The 19,718-nt window shown below is 63.7% G+C and carries 16 protein-coding genes and 1 pseudogene; 9 read left to right on the top strand and 8 right to left on the bottom strand.

The features are described 5' to 3' along the window. The first annotated feature begins 40 nt into the window (after positions 1-40). From hemB to IVA98_RS36050, 3 genes are all read left to right on the top strand, one after another. Entirely contained in the window at positions 41-1,105 is a 1,065-nt protein-coding gene (gene hemB, locus IVA98_RS36060; RefSeq protein ID WP_247299629.1) for a porphobilinogen synthase, read from the top strand. Positions 1,106-1,321: 216 nt separating this feature from the next. After that, positions 1,322-1,858, top strand: coding sequence for an RDD family protein (locus tag IVA98_RS36055; RefSeq protein WP_247299631.1), 537 nt, complete (start codon positions 1,322-1,324; stop codon positions 1,856-1,858). Positions 1,859-1,977: 119 nt separating this feature from the next. Then, positions 1,978-2,754 (top strand): arginyltransferase, encoded by a 777-nt coding sequence (locus IVA98_RS36050; RefSeq protein ID WP_247277061.1) that lies wholly within the window; start codon positions 1,978-1,980, stop codon positions 2,752-2,754. Between the two features lie 62 nt (positions 2,755-2,816). Here IVA98_RS36050 and IVA98_RS36045 read toward each other — a convergent pair whose 3' ends face one another. Continuing rightward, the gene (locus IVA98_RS36045) at positions 2,817-4,181 is read right to left on the bottom strand and encodes an Nramp family divalent metal transporter (protein ID WP_247337338.1); all 1,365 of its coding nucleotides are present in this window, start codon (positions 4,179-4,181) and stop codon (positions 2,817-2,819) included. A gap of 163 nt (positions 4,182-4,344) precedes the next feature. Here IVA98_RS36045 and IVA98_RS36040 point away from each other — a divergent pair, with 163 nt between their 5' ends. Next, on the top strand, positions 4,345-5,589 hold the full coding sequence (locus tag IVA98_RS36040; RefSeq protein WP_247337336.1) for an MFS transporter: 1,245 nt from the start codon (positions 4,345-4,347) through the stop codon (positions 5,587-5,589). Positions 5,590-5,625: 36 nt separating this feature from the next. Here the strand turns inward: IVA98_RS36040 and IVA98_RS36035 are convergent, their stop codons facing one another. Then, entirely contained in the window at positions 5,626-6,885 is a 1,260-nt protein-coding gene (locus tag IVA98_RS36035; RefSeq protein WP_247356844.1) for an adenylate/guanylate cyclase domain-containing protein, read from the bottom strand. A 177-nt stretch (positions 6,886-7,062) separates the two neighbouring features. Between IVA98_RS36035 and IVA98_RS36030 the strand changes: the two genes are divergently transcribed. Both IVA98_RS36030 and IVA98_RS36025 read left to right on the top strand, forming a co-directional pair. Continuing rightward, positions 7,063-8,220, top strand: coding sequence for an MFS transporter (locus tag IVA98_RS36030; protein ID WP_247356900.1), 1,158 nt, complete (start codon positions 7,063-7,065; stop codon positions 8,218-8,220). 31 nt (positions 8,221-8,251) lie between these two features. Beyond that, positions 8,252-8,443: a hypothetical protein gene (locus IVA98_RS36025; protein ID WP_247299639.1), complete on the top strand. Its 192-nt coding sequence runs from the start codon at positions 8,252-8,254 to the stop codon at positions 8,441-8,443. Here the strand turns inward: IVA98_RS36025 and IVA98_RS36020 are convergent. From IVA98_RS36020 to dmeF, 3 genes are all read right to left on the bottom strand, one after another. Beyond that, positions 8,440-9,318, bottom strand: coding sequence for a DMT family transporter (locus tag IVA98_RS36020; protein ID WP_247356842.1), 879 nt, complete (start codon positions 9,316-9,318; stop codon positions 8,440-8,442). The genes IVA98_RS36025 and IVA98_RS36020 overlap by 4 nt on opposite strands. Positions 9,319-9,498: 180 nt before the next feature. Continuing rightward, positions 9,499-10,329, bottom strand: coding sequence for an N-acyl homoserine lactonase family protein (locus tag IVA98_RS36015; RefSeq protein WP_247356840.1), 831 nt, complete (start codon positions 10,327-10,329; stop codon positions 9,499-9,501). Between the two features lie 72 nt (positions 10,330-10,401). Next, positions 10,402-11,370: a CDF family Co(II)/Ni(II) efflux transporter DmeF gene (gene dmeF / locus IVA98_RS36010; protein ID WP_247299644.1), complete on the bottom strand. Its 969-nt coding sequence runs from the start codon at positions 11,368-11,370 to the stop codon at positions 10,402-10,404. A 197-nt stretch (positions 11,371-11,567) separates the two neighbouring features. On the opposite strand from dmeF, the gene IVA98_RS36005 reads away from it, so the two are divergent. Next, complete coding sequence (locus IVA98_RS36005) at positions 11,568-12,386, top strand: chromate resistance protein ChrB domain-containing protein (protein ID WP_247356838.1); 819 nt, start codon at positions 11,568-11,570, stop codon at positions 12,384-12,386. Continuing rightward, positions 12,386-13,771, top strand: coding sequence for a chromate efflux transporter (gene chrA, locus IVA98_RS36000; RefSeq protein WP_247356836.1), 1,386 nt, complete (start codon positions 12,386-12,388; stop codon positions 13,769-13,771). The genes IVA98_RS36005 and chrA overlap by 1 nt, the downstream gene beginning before the upstream one ends. 159 nt (positions 13,772-13,930) lie before the next feature. On the opposite strand, the gene IVA98_RS35995 is transcribed toward chrA, so the two are convergent. Further along, positions 13,931-15,676 (bottom strand): LuxR C-terminal-related transcriptional regulator, encoded by a 1,746-nt coding sequence (locus tag IVA98_RS35995; RefSeq protein ID WP_247356833.1) that lies wholly within the window; start codon positions 15,674-15,676, stop codon positions 13,931-13,933. Positions 15,677-16,106: 430 nt separating this feature from the next. Here IVA98_RS35995 and IVA98_RS35990 point away from each other — a divergent pair. Then, positions 16,107-16,223: pseudogene (locus IVA98_RS35990) on the top strand (IS110 family transposase); the annotation flags it as partial. Between the two features lie 28 nt (positions 16,224-16,251). On the opposite strand, the gene IVA98_RS35985 reads toward IVA98_RS35990, so the two are convergent. Together IVA98_RS35985 and IVA98_RS35980 are read right to left on the bottom strand one after the other, a co-directional pair. Beyond that, complete coding sequence (locus tag IVA98_RS35985) at positions 16,252-17,028, bottom strand: bestrophin-like domain (RefSeq protein ID WP_247356830.1); 777 nt, start codon at positions 17,026-17,028, stop codon at positions 16,252-16,254. 1,678 nt (positions 17,029-18,706) lie between these two features. Then, entirely contained in the window at positions 18,707-18,949 is a 243-nt protein-coding gene (locus tag IVA98_RS35980) for a hypothetical protein (protein ID WP_247299657.1), read from the bottom strand. Positions 18,950-19,718: the final 769 nt, after the last annotated feature.

Below are 19,718 nucleotides of genomic sequence, written 5' to 3'. Positions count from 1 at the left end.
GCGAGCTGGTATAAGAATAATTCCAGCCGGAGGAAGAGTGATGGCGATCAAATACGGACGTCCGATCGAATTGCGCGAGGTTTCGCGCCGGGATGGCGCCAGCGCCTCCCCTGCCCTCGATCTGACCGTCCGTCCGCGCCGCAACCGCAAGGCCGAGTGGGCCCGGCGCCTGGTGCGCGAGAATGTCGTCACCACGGATGATCTGATCTGGCCGCTGTTCCTGATCGACGGCAACGACAAGCGCGAGCCCGTTGCCTCGATGCCCGGCGTCGACCGCCTCAGCGTCGACCAGGCGGTGCGCGAGGCCGAGCGCGCCATGAAGCTCACCATCCCCTGTATCGCGCTGTTTCCCTATACCGACCCGTCCTTACGCGACGAGGAAGGATCGGAAGCGACCAACCCGAACAATCTGGTCTGCCAAGCTGTGCGCGCGATCAAGAAGGAGTTTCCGGAGCTCGGCATTCTCTGCGACGTCGCGCTCGATCCCTTCACCAGTCATGGCCATGACGGCCTGATCTCCGACGGCAAGATCTTGAATGACGAGACGGTCGCGGTGCTGGTGCGCCAGGCCCTGGTGCAGGCCGAAGCCGGGTGCGACATCATCGCGCCTTCGGACATGATGGACGGCCGCGTCGCCGCGATCCGCGAGGGGCTCGACCGCTCAGGCCTGCTCGACGTGCAGATCATGGCCTATGCGGCCAAATACGCTTCCGCCTTCTATGGCCCGTTCCGCGACGCCATCGGCTCGGCCAAGACGCTCATCGGCGACAAGCGCACCTACCAGATGGACAGCGCCAATACCGACGAAGCACTGCGCGAGGTCGAGCTCGACATCACCGAGGGCGCCGACATGGTGATGGTGAAGCCCGGCATGCCTTATCTGGACGTGGTCCGCCGTGTGAAGGATACTTTTGCGATGCCGACCTTCGCCTACCAGGTCTCCGGCGAATACGCGATGATCGCGGCCGCGGCCAATAACGGCTGGCTCGACGGCGAGCGCGCGATGATGGAAAGCCTGCTCGCCTTCAAGCGCGCCGGCGCCGACGGTGTGCTGAGCTACTTTGCGCCGAAAGTCGCGGAGAAGCTGCGGGCGCAGGGGTCATAAACGCCCACCGCCTCTTCGATGTCGTCGCGGCGAAGGCCGGCCACCTGTCCTGGTCTTCGCGAGGACGACGATGGAGGCGTCGCGCCGGCGCATCCCCGCCGCGCCGCTCCGCCGCCGAATTGCCAGAATATTTTCGCTTGTTGATCCCAGCGCGCCCTTGGCATGCGAACGGCCTGTTCCCATGTCCTGCCACGGGGGTTCGCTGGGAGAACGGACATGTCGGACTCGGGCAATTCAGGCGCCTGGCGCAACGGCGGCCTGCAGCCGCACGCCTACGATCCCTATCTGCATCCGGAGCTGTTCCGCGGTGTTGCGACGCGGCGGGTGTTCGCCTTCCTGGTCGACATGGTCGTGATCTCGGTGCCGGTGATCCTCGGCTATATCTTCATCGCCTTGTTCGGTGTGGTCACGCTCGGCATCGGTTGGGCGCTGTTCTGGATCGCCTGGCCGGCCTCGGTGGTCTGGGCCATCATCTATTACGGCGCGAGCATCGGCGGCCCTTCCTCCGCGACGGTGGGCATGCGCCTGATGGATCTGGAACTGCGCACCTGGTACGGCGCGCCCGGCTACTTCGTGCTCGGCGCCACCCATGCGGTGCTGTTCTGGGTGATGGTCTCGTTCCTGTCGCCCTTCGTGGTGCTGGTCGGCCTGTTCAACGGCCGCCGTCGCCTGCTGCATGATTTCGTCTTGGGAACGGTCGTGATCAACAATTCGGTCCGCGTACCCGCGCCCCAGGCCGCAAGGACGTTCTGATCAAGGACCTATCAACCCGGATCTTCTAAGCTGACTGATCTGATCTGCCGAGCAGGCCAATTGACCCGGAGCTTCCGTAGCGCGATGCTGACACACAGTTTGGAGGCCCACGACGTCCCTTGACCCAGCACTCGCGCGATACCCCGCAATTTTACCTCACGGCGCCCTCCCCGTGCCCCTATCTGCCGGGCCGGCATGAGCGCAAGGTGTTTACGCACCTCGTGGGTGAGCGCGCCGGTGACCTCAACGATCTCCTGACCCATGGCGGGTTCCGCCGCAGCCAGTCGATTGCGTACCGTCCCGCCTGCGACCAGTGCCGCGCCTGCGTCTCCGTCCGGGTTGTCGCCAATGAGTTCCGGCCGTCCCGCAACTTCAGGAAAGTGCTGGCGCGCAACGCCGACATCATCGGCGAGCAGCGCAGCGCCGTTCCCACCTCCGAGCAATATTCGATATTCCGCGCCTATCTCGACGCCCGCCATCGCCATGGCGGCATGGCCGACATGACCGTGCTCGACTACGCCATGATGGTCGAGGACAGCCATGTCGAGACCCGCATCATCGAGTACCGCAAACGCGGCCCCGACAGCGGCCTCACCGGCCGCGGCGAGGAACTGATCGCGGTGGCGCTGACCGACGTGCTCAGCGACGGACTGTCGATGGTCTATTCGTTCTTCGAGCCGAGCCAGGTCAGCCGCTCGATGGGCACCTTCATGATCCTCGACCACATCGCCCGCGCGCGCCGGCAAGGGCTGCCCTACGTCTATCTCGGCTACTGGATCGAGGGCTCGAAGAAGATGGACTACAAGGCCCGCTTCCTGCCGCAGCAGCGCCTCGCGCCCTCAGGCTGGCTTCGCGTCGACGCGCAGGGGGATGTGGCATCCGAGCCGCAAGACTGAAGAAGCGAATGGTGAGTGGCGATAGCGAGTAGGTGAAACGCTCCCCATTCACTACTCGCCACTCACCCGAACAGCGTGTCCGCCAGCAGCTTCAGGTTCAAAACAACGATCACGCCTGCGACGATCCACGCGATCGCGGCGACTGACATCGGAATCGCGAACTTCCCCATCTTGCGGCGGTCGGAGACGAAGCGGACCAGCGGGATGACGGCGAAGGGCAGTTGCATCGACAGCACGACCTGGCTGAACACCAGCAAATCGGCGGTGCCGCGCTCGCCATAGATCGCGGTGACGACGATCACGGGAATGATGGCTATGCCGCGCGTGAGCAGGCGGCGCGCCCAGCTCGGCAGACGCAGATCGAGAAAGCCTTCCATCACGATCTGGCCGGCGAGCGTCGCCGTAACCGTTGAATTGAGGCCGGAGGCGAGCAGCGCCACCGCGAACAGCGTCGAGGCGATGCCGAGACCGAGCAGCGGCGACAGCAGTTCAAAAGCCTGGCCGATCTCGGCGACGTCGGAATGGCCGCTTCTGTGGAAGGTCGCAGCAGCGACGATAAGGATGGCGGCATTGATGAACAGCGCCAGCATCAGGGCGATGGTCGAGTCCGTCGTCGCCCATTTGATCGCCTCGCGCCGGCCAGCGTCATTGCGCTCATAGGCGCGCGTCTGAACGATCGAGGAGTGCAGGTAGAGATTATGCGGCATCACGGTCGCGCCGATGATGCCGATCGCGATGTACAGCATCTCGGAATTGGTGAAGATCTCGGTCTTTGGCACGAAGCCACGCAGCACCTCCGCAACCGGCGGCGCCGCAGCCACGATCTGGACGGCGAAGCAGACCGCGATGACGCCAAGCAGCGCGATCACGAAGGCTTCGAGGAAACGGAAGCCGCGATTCATCAGGAGCAGCAGCAGGAAAGCGTCAAGCGCGGCGAGCAGCGCGCCGCCGATCAGGGGAATGCCGAACAGCAGCTTCAGCGCGATCGCGGTGCCGATGACTTCGGCGAGATCGCACGCGATGATCGCCGCCTCGCAGGCAAGCCAGAGCAGGAAGTTCACCACCGGCGAATAGGTCGCGCGGCAGGCCTGCGCGAGGTCGCGGTCGGTGACGATGCCGAGCCGCGCTGCCAGCGACTGCAGCAGGATCGCCATCAAATTCGAGAGCAGGATGACCGAGAGCAGCGTGTAGCCGAACTTCGATCCGCCGGCGAGGTCGGTCGCCCAGTTGCCGGGATCCATGTAGCCGACCGAGACGAGATAGCCCGGACCGACGAAGGCCAGCAGCCGCCGCCACCAGCGGCCGGCGGCCGGAATGGCAATTGTGGAATTGACCTCGGCGAGGCTCTTGGTGGTGGGCGCATCGGTGCGCCAGCCGGCGGCGTCTTGGCTCAGGGCTCGGGTCAGATGGGGTGATTGGGCATCCATGGCGGCAGAATACCTGACTTGTTTCTTATTGCAACTCATTTGCAACTGCATCTAGCCGTACCGGTTCTCAGCGCAGACCCGTGGCCCTTGTCGGGAAGCGGGTGGGTTCGGCGGTCCTCGCGGGCGAACATGGGCGCAAATTCGCCTTTTGCAGGATAGAGCCATGTCAACGCCCCCGCGCCTCCCTGACACCTTCAACCGCCTCGCCTGGTCGAACCTCGCGGCGCAATCGGCCGAGCAGATCGCACTGGCCGCAGCGCCCATCGTTGCCGTGCTGACGCTGGGGGTCGCCGAAGGCCGGACCGGCCTGCTGCAGACCGCCCTCACTTTGCCCTTTGTCCTGTTCGCCATTCCCGCTGGCGTGCTCGCCGACCGCATCTCCCGCCGCTGGCTGATGGCGGGAGCCGAGGCGGTGCGGACCGCTGCACTCGCGGCCATCGTCCTCCTGCTGGCGCTGGGCGCGCTCAATTTGCCGCTGCTGGCGCTGCTCGGCTTTGCCGCTGTGTGCGGCACCGTCGTCTACAGCGTGGCGGCACCGGCACTGGTGCCCTCGCTGGTCAGTTCGGACCTTTTGCCGGCGGCGAATGCGCGGATCGAGCTCGCGCGCACCATCGCGTTTGCGAGCGGACCTGCGCTCGGCGGCGCGCTGGTGGGCTGGTGGGGCGCAAGCCCGGCCTTCGGCTTTGCGGCTGCGCTGTCGGCGATCGCCGTGGTGCTGCTCGCCGGCATCTACGAGCCCGCGCGGGCAACATCTCCGCGGCGCCATCCGTTCCAGGATATCCGCGAAGGCGCGGCCTTCGTGTTTCACCATCCGCTGCTGCGGCCGGTGTTCATCACCCAATTCATCTTCAACACCGGCTGGTTCTTGCAGATCGCGGTGTTCGTGCCCTATGCCGTGCGTCATCTCGGCCTCACCGCCGCCGGCGTCGGCACCGTGCTGACGATGTACGGCGTCGGCATGGTGATCGGCGCGCTGGTCGCCACCCGCGTGATGCAGCGCGTCGCGTTCGGCGCGGTCGTCGGCCTCGGCCCCGTCACCGGCTTCGTCGCAGCATTGGTGATGGCGCTGACGGTGCTGGTCCCCTCGCCCTGGCTTGCGGCTTTGAGCTTCTTCTTGCTCGGCGTCGGACCGATCCTGTGGGTGATCTCGACCACGACGCTGCGCCAGTCGGTGACGCCGCCGCGCCTTCTGGGGCGCGTCTCCGCCATCAACATCATGAGCTACGGCGCCCGCCCGCTCGGCTCGGCGCTGGGCGCAATCGTCGGCGGGTTCTGGAGCGCGGAGGCCTGCCTCTATCTCGCAGCGGCAGTGTTCGGCGTACAGGCCCTGGTGATCCTGCTGTCACCGGCGGTGGCGCTCGACCGGCAGCCGGACATGGTGGGGGACGAAGTGGTGGCGGGGTGCTGAAGCCCGGTCATTCCGGGGCGATGCTGGTGAAATCACCTACCCCGCCAGATAGCGCTCGTAGCTCCCCGTCACCGGCTCGCTGACATCGACGTCGGGATCGAGCGTGTAGAGGTCCTGCGCGCGGCCGATGCCGCGCAGTGCGTAGCGGCCGGTGGAGACGAGATAGCGCCGGCCGGCGGCGTCGAGACCCTTGTAGAATTCCGAGGACGCGAGCAGTTCGCGATCGACCGAGCGGCTCATCGAGGCGATGCGACTGACTTCGTTGACGGTCGGTCCAACCACGGTGAAGTCGAGCCGGTCCTCGCTGCCGATATTGCCGTAGAAGACCTCCCCGACATGCAGACCGATATAGGCCGACGTGGTGGGACGACCGTCGGCCGCGCGGCGTGCGTTCAGCGCCGCGACGTTCTTGCGAAACAGATGCTCCGCCCGTAGCGCGGCGCGGCGCGCCGCCGCCATGTCCTCGCCGGTGAACATCGCAAGCACGCCGTCGCCGATCAGCTTCAGCACGTCGCCGCCCGCATCGTGGATCGGGTCGATCACCGCTTGCGCATAGTCGTTGAGGAACGGAATGATCTCGTCGGGACCGATGCTCTCGCTGATCCCGGTCGAGCCACGCAAGTCCGAATACCAGAGCACGGCGTTGATGCGCTCGGTGACGCCGCGCGAGATACGTCCGCGCAGCACCTGCTCGGAGGCGTCCCGCCCGAGATAGACGCGGCCGAGCGTGCGGGCGATATCGACCTGCTGTGCCGATTTGATCGCGAGCCCCAGCACCGGCACCAGATCGCGCAGGGCTTCGAGCTCGGGTTCGGAGAACCCGCTGTCACGACGCGTCGTCCAGCAGGAATAGAGGCAATCCATCAGGCCGAGCGCGCCGTTCTCGCCGAAGCGGTGTACGAAGGCGAGATAATGCTTGTGCCCCTTCTCGGCGAGCTCGCCGATCTGCGAGAAATCCAGCGACGGCGCGTCGGCGAGATCGATCACCATCTCGTCGTGGCCATGCTCGAGCATGTGGAAGAACACCGAGCGGCGCCAGCTCTTGGCCGCATCGCCTTCGGCGGTCGAGCCGTATTCGAACGCGTCGCTCTCGTTGCTCGACCGGTCGCTCCAGCGAAAGCCGCGACCCTCATAGATCGGATGCAGCGTGTCGATGACGACGAGCCCGCGCGATAGTTCCAGCCCCTCGGCGCGGCATCGCTCGCAGAAACCACGCAGCAGTTCCGGTTCGGGCAGGCTGGTAAGGCCCTGGCCGGCGATCCAGTTCATCAATTCGAGGCGCGAGGTCAATTGCATGCGCCATTATGGCGTGCATTCGTGACGAGCGAAAGGCGCGAGCCACGCGCGGGCCGTGCGCAAGGCTCCCATCCCTTGCAGATCGAATATGTCGCAGGGGCGGTTGACGTGTTCGCCGCGCGCGCGGCAGATGCCCACAATGACGAGCTTGTCGGCCAGAATCGGAGCCACGCGCAGATGAGCCGGCGCCAGCTTCCGATTATCCTGGCGCTTGGCGCCACGCAGACCCTGGCCTGGGCTTCCAGCTATTATCTGCCGGCGCTGCTCGCCGATCCCATGGCGCACGACCTCGGCATTTCCTCCAACTGGATCTTTGCCGCGTTCTCGGCTTCGCTCGTGATCTCGGCGATGCTCGGCCCGCGCATCGGGCGGCAGATCGATCTCGTCGGCGGGCGGCAGGTGCTTTCGGCCTCGAACCTGACCATCGCCGCCGGCCTCGTCCTCCTCGGCCTCTCGCACTCGGTGGCAGTGATGGCGATCGCCTGGCTCATTCTCGGCATCGGCATGGCGATGGGCCTTTACGACGCCGCCTTCGCCGCTCTGGGGCGCATCTACGGCACCGAGGCGCGCAGGCCCATCACCGGCATCACGCTGATGGCGGGCTTCGCCTCGACGGTCGGCTGGCCGCTCACCGCGTGGGGTCTGTCCCATATCGGCTGGCGCGAGACCTGCTTTGCCTGGGCGGCTGCCAATATCCTGATCGGCCTGCCCCTCAACTTCTTCATGCTGCCGGTGATCAGGGGCGCGAGGCAGACGGCAGCGACCGCCGAGAAGCCGCATTTGCCGCTCGACCGCACCATGATCCTGCTTGCCTTCATCTTCGCCGCGGTCTGGACCGTCACCGGCGCGATGGCCGCGCATTTCCCCCGCATCCTGGAGACGACGGGCGCAACACCCGTCGAAGCCATCGCGGCGGGCGCGCTGATCGGCCCGGCCCAGGTCGGCGCGCGCATGCTCGAGGCGGGCTTCCTCAGCCGCTTCCATCCGCTGTGGTCGACGCGGCTCGCCTGCTTCACCCATCCGATCGGCGCGGTGGTCGTCGCGATCTTCGGCGGCGCTGCGGCGAGCGCGTTTGCGCTGTTCCACGGCTCCGGCAACGGTATCCTGACGATCGCGCGCGGCACGCTGCCGCTCGCGATTTTCGGACCGAAGGACTTTGGCTACCGTCTCGGCATCATCGGCGCACCGGCGCGGATGGCCCAGGCCGTGGCGCCGCTCGCGTTCGGTCTGCTGATCGACGTCATGGGCGCCAAGGTGCTGATCGTCTCCTCCGCGCTCAGCCTGTCGGCGTTGGCGGCGTTGTTCCTGATCCGTGCCGGGCCGCGCCCGGATTGACCGCCCGGCCCCTTTCGCGCACAAGCGGGCCATGAGCGAAGACCCCGGCCCGCCGCGCACGTTCAAAGGCCTCCTGCGCTGGGCGACCACGCCGCCGCAGGCCTGGGGCGTCTATCTCCTCGCCGTCCTGCTGGTCTGGCTGCTCTCGTTCTATGCCGGCACGCTGAAGCCGAAGAAGCCGCCGGAAGCGAGTCCGCCCACGGTGACCTTCCCGCGGAGCTAGGCGGGCTTCGTCTCGCTGGTCGCGATCCAGATTCCGGCGAACACCGCAACCAATCCGACAAGCAGATGAGGCGTAATCGGCTCGCGGATGAGGAGCGCAGCAAGCAGAGCGGCGGCGATCGGATTGATCGTCATCGTGTTGGCGACGCGAGTCGGCGTTGCCCGCTCCAGCGCCATGACCCAGAGGATGAAGGCGAGTGCGCCGCCGCCAATGCCGAGATAGACGCCGGCAATCCACTGCGCCGTGGTGAAGTGCTCGAGCGCCGCAAAGCTGCCTCTCACCAGACCCGCCAGCACCAGCACGACGGCACCCGCACCCATGCCGACGGTGAGAAAGCCGAGCGCGCTCGAGCGCTGCATCAACGGACGCGACAATACGTTGTAGAATGCCATGCAGAACACGGCTGCGGTCATGATCAATTCGCCGCGCCAGGCCCCTGGCGGACTGTGCGCCAGGCCGGTAGCCAGCGCTGCCGCCACGCCGAGCACGGCGATGCCGACACCCGTGATCTTGCGCGCCGTCAGCCGCTCGACGCCAAGGAGCGCCCCCACCACCATCGTGTGAAGCGGCAGCGTCGCGAGCGCAAGACTGGCGCGGGCAGCGGTCGTGTAGGACACCGCGATGTTGTAGAGGATGAAGAACAGACCGAAGAAGCTGATGCCGAGCAGCGCCACGGTCGGCCAATCGGACCGCTGCGGCCAACGCACGCCAAGCAGCAGCGCGCATGGCACGAGGCAGAGAAAGCCGATCCCCCAGCGCAGGATCGCGAGCATGATCGGATCGGCGCCGCCGACGAGATAGCGGGTAATGGCCGCCGCCGTGCCACCGAGGCTGCTCGACGCCAGCGCGATCACAACCCCGGCCCATTCGCCCACCGCTGTCTCCTGTCGCGGAGCTTTTGGCGGGCCTAGCACGAAGCTGCTGCCATCGTCGTGGCAGCAGCTTCGTCACACGCCCAGCGCGTCCGGTCCGATGCGATCGGAACGGAAGCTCTGGATGCTTGTTTTGACGCGTTTTCTTGGCGCGAACCGGTGCCCACTTCGCTCGAAAACGCTCTACTCGTAAAACTCCGGCGCCAGCTTCTGGCTGTCGCGCTGGGCCTTGTCGTGGTTGATCCAGAGCTGCGCTTTTTCCCTGGCGAGCGTGTCGGCGATCTTCTGCATCGAGGCCGCGCTCTGGTCCTTGTTGACGTTCATGCTCGGCACGCGGCGGTTGTCCCAATTGTCCTTGAAGTGGACGGCATCGCCCGACAGGATCACCGCGCCGGTTTTTGGCAGTTTCACCAGCAGCGACTGGTGTCCCGGCGTATGGCCGGGCGTGGATAGAATGGTCACGCTGCCGTCGCCGAACACGTCCTTGTCGCCTGCGAGCTGCTCGACCGGATGCGACGGCTTGAAGCGCGGCGCGTTATTGGGCCCGGGCCAGTCGTATTCGGCCTTCTGCACGTAGAGCATGGACTGCGGAAACAGCTCGACATTGCCGGTATGATCGGGATGCGTGTGCGAGACAGCCATCGCCTTGACGTCGTCGGGCTTGAGCCCGAGCTGTTCGAGCTGGGCGGCAAGCGTCTTCGGACGGCGCCAAGTGACGGCTTTGGGATCGGCGGGCGCGAGTCCATTCGGCATCGCGGCGACGGAATCCGCAATGCCGGTGTCCCACAGGAACCAGCCCTTGGCGTGCTTGATGAGATAGCAGCTGTCGACGAAGTCCATCGCCTTGCCCTCGTTGAGGCCAGGCGTCCAGCGCGAGATGTCGCCGGCGGTGCCCTCGCCGCAATTGAGCACGTAGAGCTTTTCGACCCCGGTTTTCTCCGATTGCGCCAGCGCTGAAGCGCCGGGCAGAGCGAGTGCAGCGATGGCGAGCGCGAGCTTGATCCTCGGCATCATTGTTGTTCCTCCCGTACAGGGCGACGACCGAGGATCAACCCCGGCCCGTTCGCGAAATTCCCGTCAAGCCAATCAATGCGGGCAGGTCTCGACTTCGACCGTGACGTGGCTGAGGCCCTTCAGCCCCGCGAGCCGCCGCTTGTAGACGGCCGGCTGCTTCGGCTGGTCCGACACCACCGAGAGCAGCACGGCACAATGGCCGGGCCCCACCTGCCACAGATGCAAATCGGTGACGCGGTCCTCGCCGACTTCCATCCGCGCTCGGATCACCCGCTCCAGCTTCTCGTCGGCGCGCACGTCGAGCAGCACCGCCCCCGATGACTTGATCAGCCCGAACGCCCAGCTCGCGATCACGGCGCTGCCGATCAGCCCGACGGCTGGATCGGCCCAGACCCAGCCCGAATACATCGCGACGGCGAGTGCTGCGATCGCCAGCACCGAGGTCGCTGCGTCCGCCATGACGTGCACATAGGCGGCGCGAAGATTGTTGTCGTGATGATGATGGTGATGGCCATGATCATCCTGGTCGTGGTCATGATCGTCGTGATGATCATGCGCGTGGCTGTGGCCGTGATGATGATCGTGGCTGCCGCGCAAGAGCCACGCGCTCGCGAGATTGACGCACAGGCCGAGCGCGGCGACCGCGATTGCCTCGGCATAGACGATCGGCACCGGCGTGATCAGCCGCAGCACGCTCTCATATGCGATCTCGATCGCGATCAGGCCGAGGATGATCGCGCTAGAGAAGGCGGCGAGATCGCCGAACTTGCCGGTGCCGAAGGTGAAATGCGCATTCCCCAGGTGCCGGCGCGCGAAACGATAGGCAAAGGCGGCGATGCCGAGCGCCGCCGCATGGGTGCCCATGTGCCAGCCGTCGGCCAGCAGCGCCATCGATCCGAACAGCGAGCCGGCGACGATCTCGCCGACCATCATGACCAGCGTCAGGACGACCACGAGCCAGGTACGCCGCTCGTTCTCGTCGTGCTTGTCGCCAAGAAAGGCGTGGTCATGGGTCCATTGTTCGATGGAGTGGGAATGCATCGAATTCTCCAGAAGATTCAGGTCTGTCGGCCTGCAGTATAGACCGCCGAGGCGCGATTTTCTAAGGTCCAATCGTGCCGCGGATTGACAGTCCTGCTTAGTTTCGCTGTAATCGGCGCCATGGGGATTTGAGCGATCTCCCCACGAGGCGACACGCCCAAGCATCGCGTCCCGTTCGTTTCTTGCGAGGACGCATCATGTCTACTTTCACGACCATCTCATCTGACAAATTGGCACGGCTGATCGGCACCGCGAACAGCCCTGCCCTCATCGATGTACGCACCGAGGAGGATTTTGCCGCCGACCAGCGGCTGATCCCAGGCTCTATCAAGCTCAGTCACGACAAGGTGACGGACTGGGGCGGCAACTTCGCGGGCCGAAGGGCCATCGTCTCCTGCCTGCGCGGTGAAAAGCTCGCGCAGGGCACGGCGGCGTGGCTGCGCCAGCTCGGCGTCGAGGCTGAGACCCTGGAGGGCGGCTTCGAGGGCTGGAAAGCGGCAAACCTGCCGCTGCTCGACACGCGCAAGCTGCCGCCGCGCGATGCCAGAGGGCGCACTGTCTGGGTCACGCGGGCCCGGCCGAAGGTCGATCGCATCGCTTGCCCCTGGCTGATCCGCCGCTTTGTCGATCCCAATGCGGTGTTCCTGTATGTAGCACCGTCCGAGGTGATCGGCGTCGGCGAGCGGTTCAATGCAGCTCCCTTCGACATTGAGAACGTGTTCTGGAGCCACCGCGGCCAGCTCTGCACCTTCGACGTCATGATCGAGGAATTCGGGATCGCCTCGCCGCCTCTGCTCCGGCTGGCGACGCTGGTGCGCGGCGCCGACACCGCGCGGCCTGATCTTGCGCCAGAAGCGCCGGGCCTGCTCGCGGCCTCGCTCGGACTGTCGCGCATGTATGACGACGACCTCGCGCAGCTCGAGGCTGGCATGCTGCTCTACGACGTCTTCTACCGCTGGTGCCGCGACGCCACCACCGAGACCCACAACTGGCCGACCAACAAGGTGAAGGCGTAATGGATATCCGCAACGTTCAAGCAGGAGCTGATGCCGGTCACGGCGTCAGCTTCGGTGAAGCCTTTCGCGTCTGGCTCCGCGTCGCCTCTTTGAGCTTCGGCGGGCCCGCGGGCCAGATCGCGGTGATGCATCGTATTCTGGTCGAAGAGAAGAAGTGGATCTCTGAAGGCCGCTTCCTGCACGCGCTGAATTACTGCATGCTGCTGCCGGGACCGGAAGCACAACAGCTTGCCACCTATGTGGGCTGGCTGATGCATCGCACCGCCGGCGGGCTGATGGCGGGCGGGCTGTTCATCCTGCCCGGCATCATCGCCATCATGGGCCTGAGTTACGTCTACGCCGCCTATGGCAATGTCAGCTTCGTCGAGGCGCTGTTTTTCGGACTGAAAGCCGCCGTGCTCGCCATCGTGGTCGAGGCCGTGGTCCGCGTCGGCAAGCGCGCGCTGAAGAACCGCATCATGATGGCGCTCGCGGCCGCGGCCTTCATCGCCATCTTCTTCTTTGCGGTCCCCTTCCCGATCATCATCATCGCCGCCGGCATCATCGGCTATGCCGGCGCGCGCGCTGGCCGGCCGGAATTCGCACCGGCTGGTCACGGCCACGGCGGCAGCGGCGCCGCGATCGATAGCATGCTCGGCGAAGCCGTGCCCGAGCACGTGCGGCCCAATACGGCGCGCGCGATCCGCGTCGGCGCGCTGTGGCTTGCGCTCTGGCTCGTGCCGGTGATCGCCCTGCTCGCCGTCTTCGGTCAGGCCAACGTCTTCAGCCAGATCGCACTGTTCTTCTCGAAGATGGCGCTGGTCACCTTCGGCGGCGCCTACGCCGTGCTGGCCTATGTCGCGCAGCAGGCGGTCGAGCATTATCACTGGCTGAAGCCGCATGAAATGCTGGATGGCCTCGGCATGGCCGAGACCACACCGGGCCCGCTGATCATGGTGCTGCAGTTCGTCGGCTTCATGGCCGCCTACCGCGACCCGAGCGGTCTGTCGCCGATGCAGGCGGCAACGCTTGGCGGCTTGCTCGCGACCTGGGTCACCTTCACGCCCTGCTTCCTCTGGATCTTGCTCGGCGCCCCCTATATCGAGCGCCTGCGCGGCAACACGGGATTGGCCGGCGCGCTCAGTGCGATCACCGCCGCGGTTGTCGGCGTGATCCTCAACCTCTCGATCTGGTTCGCGCTGCACACGCTGTTCCGCGCGACGGTGCCGGTGAACGCCTTCCCGTTCGACTTCGACATGCCGGTGCTGACGAGCGTCGACGTGCCGGCGCTGGTGCTGTCGATTGCAGCGGCCACCGCGATCTTCCGGTTCAAGCTCGGCATGCTCACAGTTCTCGCCGGCAGTTGTGCGGCGGGCGTGGCGATGCGGTTAGCGGGGGTAATTTAGGGCCTGCTCCCATGAGGTCCATCGCGTCGGACTTGCCATCGGAAGGCGACGTTGAAGCCGACAGCGCTACATGGCGCTAAGGGCCTAGAAGCAGACGCGGCGGACGCGGCCGGCAACGCTCAAAGCAGCAGTACCGAAGCTAGTGAGGCGCCGAGTAAGCTACACAAACAAATCATGCGTCAGATGGTGCTCAACTCTTGCGTGATCAACGGCGCTTTGCTCGGCGTGCGAAGGGCCAATCAGGTCCGCATCCTGAATTAGCGCCAGTCCATTTTTTCCGGCATCGTGCAGAGTATATTCCACTGCATCCCGTCCGTGGCCGTTCCCAGAATTCTCTGAAATCCTGACCTCTGCCCTATCATTCTTGAAATGAAAGGAATCTTCGAACTGGGGCGCAGCTGCCGTTGCATTCTGGTCCGGCCCCGCATGCAAAGTTTTAGAACCGCTTATGGGCGCCTTGTGCGAGTCAGCCTCCGAAGCGTCTAAGTCGCGATGCGATTGCCCCCAGTCAGAATCGTGTCCGGTTGAGTCGTGCTTGGCGGGCTGCTTACCGGCTGCTGCCCCCTGTTCCGAAATATGCAAATCACGCTGCGGTTGTCCATGATCTGGATCATGTCCCGGCCGCCCGTCTTCGGCGTGTGGCTTACCGGCTGCTGCTCCCTGTTCCGAAACATGCAAATCACGCTGCGATTGTTCATCATTGGATCCGTCTAGTGCAGTCGCGTGTATTGTGCCGTGTTCGGCCTTCCTCGATGCGTCCGTCGCGGCCGCCTGCTCGAGGCCGCTATGATCGATCGGAGCGTCGATGGCGCCGGACCCGACGTGAGGGTTGCCGCCGGCGCCTACGCCATGTTCGCTTGCGAATGCATCGACGATCTGAAGCTCGTCGCTTCTGCCGATGGCATCGCTTCGGCCAGCCTCGAAAACGAATGATTCGTGGCGGCCTTCGGGATTAAGCCAGGCTAGGTTCTCGAACTCGTTTAGGTTCGCATCGGCGCTGCCAGGCATATTAAGGACGCCCAATTCGCTGGTGGCGTTTGCGGCAGCCGACGCAAAGGTATCGCAAAAAGTGAACGCCTGCGCAGGACTGTTAAGGAGTTCGTAAATCGAAACTCCGACCGCCATGAGCATAAACCCGCCAAAGTCACTGATGCTTGACCTCGGAGGGTTGAGTGTCGGCGATGTGATCGTGCTGGCGGCAATATCGGCGCGGGACTCGACGAGCTTGCTGCCCCGCGTCGGGATGTCAGCTGCAGAGTTCTCGGCACGATCGGCTTTACCCACGGCTCTGGCCGTTTTACCCGAAGCCGCGGTCGTTTTTTGGGGGCTGATTTTGATGGTCACGACAGCGCCGGTGTCGTCTGCGGCCATTACCGTGACACTATCGGTAAGCGCATGATCAACTGCGCTCGCGCTCGCGGGTTGAACGTCGTCCAGCGCTGCCCAAATCAGAGCTGCAAGCGCGCCGACCCTGCCGTAAAGGCGCGACAGGGCGAACGTTGCGAGCTCGGTTCGGCTTTTGATCTCAAGCTGCGCAGATATGTGATCAACTCGCGCCTTGATGGTGCCTGTGGCGACGTTGAGCTGGCGCGCAATCTCCTTGTTCGACATACCGCAGGCGACCAGACGTAGGATCTTGTGCTCCAGGTCCGTCAACGCTGCAAGTCCAGTTTCGCCGCACGCGCCCTTGCCGGGCTTGCGGGTAGCCGTCCGATCCGCGGTCGGTGCCACCAGCCTCAGTGACCGGAACAAGGTTTCGGGCTCCTCGCGCATCGGAATTGCAGTGCAGGCACCCGCCGCGACGGCGTCAGCGATATCGCCTCGCGCAACCGATGCTGTGTAGAATACCAAGCGCGTGGGAAGGTTTTCCGCAGTAACGGCGGCGAGCATTTCAGAAGCCGTCACGTCAGAAAATCCGTCCTCTAAAAGGGCGACATCTGGCGTCAACCTCCGGAGTGCTTCGAGGCAACCCGCTCCATTAGTGCATGACGCAACAATCTCGAAGTCACGCTCCGCCGCAAGTAGCGTCCCAAAACCCTGCAGAACGATCGGACGACGATCTGCTATCAGTAGTCGGATACGAAGCACCTGCTCTACCTCGCCCGGCCTTCCGTCCTAAGTTCACCCAGCAGAGGCGAGCTAGCTTGAACGGAGTGACACTCAAGAGCAGCCCGGCAACGCACAACAATCCTCTTGGTTCCTGTAGATTAGTAAGGCGATCGGATGATGTTCATGCTTGCAGCCGATCGATGGCCCTCGGAGAAAAGCCCATCGGATGGGAAATCACAGTGTGGGCAGAACGAGATGAGTAAACCGTCCGCTCAAGGAGCACGCCATGTCTCAGAACCTCAGTGCGACGATCGCGGTGATCGGCATCGATAATGGCAAGAATTCGTTCCACGTCGTGGGTCATGATCACCGCGGTGCCATCGTGCTGCGGCAGAAGTGGTCAAGCCTCCGATCCGCGAGGGTATAGGGTGTCAGTCCACAGCGACCTCTCGAAACGCTGTCGGTGCCATGGACACGCCTCCAAAGCCAAAAGGCCGGTCGTAGACCATGAGCAGGACGAGGCACACAGCGACTGCCGTTGAAAAGATCAACAGGGTCGCCGCCATCGCCGTTCGATTATCGATATGTATCATTGCGATCGTCACGAGGATCAGCATCGTCAAGGCAACGATGACTGCCCACTGGATCGGCGCGATCTGAAGCTGGCTGAGCCGAATTCTATCTCGCCGGACTTCAAACGCATGTTCGATCGCCACCAAAGCGCGCTCCTGGGCCAGTTGCTGAGCGGGTTGTGCGGGCGTAAAGGAAAGGACCGCCGCCATCGCGTCAGTCAATCCAGTCGGGATTGCTTGCAAGGTGGCTTCGCCCCTGCCCATCGCTGGCCAATCCTGCGTTTCGATGAAATGAAGGTGGCGCTTGAGGCTATCGCGCAGATTGTTCCGAACATCCGGTGGCAAAGCATCCGCGAGGAGCAGGGCCTGTCGGAGAGCACTGGCTTCCTGACCGACATATTCCCCGGCGCGATCGACATTTGTCCATACACGCGAGGACAGGAAGGCGAGGAGCAGGGCCAGGATAACCGCTAGAGGCGTCAACGTCACAGGCGAGGCCGCCTTCAGCTCCCTCACCACTGCGCGCCGGGACAGGATTGCCGCTGCGCCGAAAATCGCAATCGTCAACACGTAACAGAAGCCGAATACAAGAAGCATGATGCCGAGAATCGAATGGGACTCAATCCAATGCAACATTGGTCCTCCGGAGCTGGCTACTCCTGCCTTCTAGAATACGCCCCGAGTCCCCTGACCGGAAGGCCACACCGCACGGGTGCTGCAGGCCAGCGGGCATTCGCGTGGTGCCGAGGACGACACCGACTAGGATCGGGAATATGCTTTGCCGACAATCGGCAGATGCCGAAGCCGTTAACCGCTGCGCCGCGGCAGCTCGAACCCCGATGTCCGGAGGGGTCAGGAGCCCTCGATAATGCTCGAGCGGGCGACTTCCGCTTTGCCCATTAGAGGATGCCGTTCAGGAGCACCAGCCCAGGACGCGACATGGCCCTCAGCGTGCGGTCGCTGTGGTGATGGGACCGCGATCTTGCGCCCATCTTATTGAGTTATTGAGTATCTGACTGGATCATCAGGTCGGCGAGCCCGATGTTGAAAAGCTGCGAAACGGCCGTAACTAGCTGCGCGGGAGCAAGTGGCTTCAGAAGGATGCTTATTGGGTACTCCTTCAGATGACCATACGGCGCCACCTTCACAATGAGGCGGCTTACCCAATTGCCGACGAGCTGATCCGGCAGAGGATAACTTTTTGTCTTCTGTAGCGGGTACGACGCCAATATTATTCCGGAGCGATTTACAGGTGTGAGCCCGGTGGCACAAACCTGTTGACCTGCCAAAGCTCGTCGGATCACATCCCGCAACTCTGTCGGTGACAACCTGCTGAGGTGCGCATCTGAGTCCAACTCCGTTCTGGGTCCAGCAGGCGACATTCACGACATGAAAGAGGCCGCCAACTGAAGCGGCCCTCTAAGTGAATAGTGCCCCCGGATCCTCTTAGTAAGCACCCGAGGTCAATCTTCTGGTCCGATACCGCTAGTCACAACGGCGGATCCTGCGGACCGAACCGTCGTCGCGCTCGATCGTGACGGTGCGGCAGTCACCGCGATATCCGCGATCATATCCGTAGGCGCGATAAGCGGGCCGATCATACTCTCGGTAGTAACGCCGCTCCGGCCCCACTCTTACGCCGCCAAACGGAGTATCAACGGCAACTTGAGCTGATGCCGGTGCAATAGAGATCGGCGCGGCGACAGCGAAACCCGCAATCGCCAGTATACTAGCCAGTAACAGGGTTCTCATGTGAGCCTCCTCCTGGGGAGTTGCGTTGCTTTCGAAACATCTCAGGTAGGGCAAGGTTCCTGCACGAACAGTAGCCCGCCCGTCATGTTCCTGAACCAAAGGAGCACGACCGGAATCTCTCTTGAGGGCACCCCAGCTTCATCCCCGTTGCCGAGCTGGGGCCCGGCGGGTTTCGAAGCGAAAGGGCCAATGGGGCAGGCTTCAGTTCCGCGTTAGTGGCTTCTTTGGCTCCGTGGCGGCCTCAATATCAACCGGGGGCAGCTCACCCGTGCGGTCCTTCAGGTCGGCCGCTCGCTGGACCAATCCCGACGCGACCTGCGGGTCCTTTGTCGTTTTTCCATTCGCAGGAACGTTGCTGCCGCCTCTCGGGCGAAGGAGGTGTAACGCGGCACGTCTTTTCTATCCGATCGAGGTCCCCGTGAGATGACTCAGAAACTCGGCCTGCGTTCCGGTGCTTGTACAAAAATGTACACAGGCGACAAAAAAGCCTCAGCTCCGAGGCTGGCGCCAAGCTGAGACCCACGTTATCGAGGCGTGATCTGGAAGGACCAACTCAGTCAGGTCAGTCGCGGTAGCCCTTGCACTTCGTCTCTTCTTTGTATTCGCCGTGCTTGCCCCACTTTCGTTCGATCTTGCAGGGGCCATGACGGTATTCTTGCTTGTATTCGCGATCGTAATTGTAGGCGCGGTAGGGACCACGATCGTAGCTCCAGCGATGCTTACCGCTTTCGTCCTTCCAGGGGTCGGCTAGCGCGGCCGATGTGAGTAGTCCAAGAAGGCTGAGGATCGCCAAAGAGAATTTCATCGAATTTCTCCGATAGTGCTTCCACATTTGCTCTTCGGCTGAGAGGCAATCCGCGAACTTGTCGAAAACAAGTCGGTGTTCACCGGCGCGATACCGCCAACCAAGACCACGAGCATCCATTTCATTGTTGCTGACCAAACACGAGGTTCGCTCCATTTGCGATCGAGAAAGGCACCAGTTCGTGGGCAATGGAATGCGAGCTGGTGCCTCTCCATGGAACGGGGGCATTCCATGCCCGGGAAAACGTAGCAACGAACCTATGGTTCCGACGTCGAGCTTCGTCACTCCATGAGGGACAGTTTTGTAGCCTTCCGCCGTCGCATCATTGCAAGCTGCGGGTCAAAGGCTCGTCACAGCGCACCCGTCGGCCAGCACCCGTCGGGCAAAACAGCTGACCACTTCCGCACCCTCGCCTGTCAAGCCCGCTTCGCGAAATATTCCACTTTACCGAAATTCGGATTTGTCGTATACGCAAAGCACCCTGGCCCGAGACAAGGGGCGGATCGCGATCGTCACGAACCGCGGGCTGGGCAGCGATGGACGCGACGGCGTCGAGCGTAACAGGCATTGCAGGGCGGCTTCAGCCGTGAGCAATGCCTTCGCGCGAACGACACGGCGCTGACAGCGTCTTCGCATGGGTTCGGGGGCGAGCACACGCCACCCCTCGGATTCCCAGCGAAGACGTGCGCGGACGGAGAAGTCGTGTGGTCCTGACGCCCGCGGTCTGTGCGTCAAGTCCTGTGGTGATGTAGCGGCCCGACCGGGCCCG

The organism is Bradyrhizobium sp. 160, assembly GCF_023073735.1.
In the GTDB taxonomy this organism is placed as follows: Bacteria; Pseudomonadota; Alphaproteobacteria; order Rhizobiales; family Xanthobacteraceae; genus Bradyrhizobium.
The sequence above is the reverse complement of the archived record's forward strand: the minus strand, read 5'-3'. Positions and strand labels throughout refer to the sequence as shown.

Excerpts from the sequence above, each read along its gene's own strand:
- IVA98_RS35980 (WP_247299657.1), bottom strand. The coding sequence starts at position 18,949 with ATGAAATTCTCTTTGGCGATCCTCAGCCTTCTTGGACTACTCACATCG.
- IVA98_RS36045 (WP_247337338.1), bottom strand. The coding sequence starts at position 4,181 with ATGGATGCCCAATCACCCCATCTGACCCGAGCCCTGAGCCAAGACGCC.
- chrA (WP_247356836.1), top strand. The coding sequence starts at position 12,386 with ATGGATATCCGCAACGTTCAAGCAGGAGCTGATGCCGGTCACGGCGTC.
- IVA98_RS36025 (WP_247299639.1), top strand. The coding sequence starts at position 8,252 with ATGAGCGAAGACCCCGGCCCGCCGCGCACGTTCAAAGGCCTCCTGCGC.
- dmeF (WP_247299644.1), bottom strand. The coding sequence starts at position 11,370 with ATGCATTCCCACTCCATCGAACAATGGACCCATGACCACGCCTTTCTT.
- IVA98_RS36040 (WP_247337336.1), top strand. The coding sequence starts at position 4,345 with ATGTCAACGCCCCCGCGCCTCCCTGACACCTTCAACCGCCTCGCCTGG.
- IVA98_RS36055 (WP_247299631.1), top strand. The coding sequence starts at position 1,322 with ATGTCGGACTCGGGCAATTCAGGCGCCTGGCGCAACGGCGGCCTGCAG.
- hemB (WP_247299629.1), top strand. The coding sequence starts at position 41 with ATGGCGATCAAATACGGACGTCCGATCGAATTGCGCGAGGTTTCGCGC.
- IVA98_RS36035 (WP_247356844.1), bottom strand. The coding sequence starts at position 6,885 with ATGCAATTGACCTCGCGCCTCGAATTGATGAACTGGATCGCCGGCCAG.
- IVA98_RS36015 (WP_247356840.1), bottom strand. The coding sequence starts at position 10,329 with ATGATGCCGAGGATCAAGCTCGCGCTCGCCATCGCTGCACTCGCTCTG.
- IVA98_RS36030 (WP_247356900.1), top strand. The coding sequence starts at position 7,063 with ATGAGCCGGCGCCAGCTTCCGATTATCCTGGCGCTTGGCGCCACGCAG.
- IVA98_RS36005 (WP_247356838.1), top strand. The coding sequence starts at position 11,568 with ATGTCTACTTTCACGACCATCTCATCTGACAAATTGGCACGGCTGATC.
- IVA98_RS35985 (WP_247356830.1), bottom strand. The coding sequence starts at position 17,028 with ATGTTGCATTGGATTGAGTCCCATTCGATTCTCGGCATCATGCTTCTT.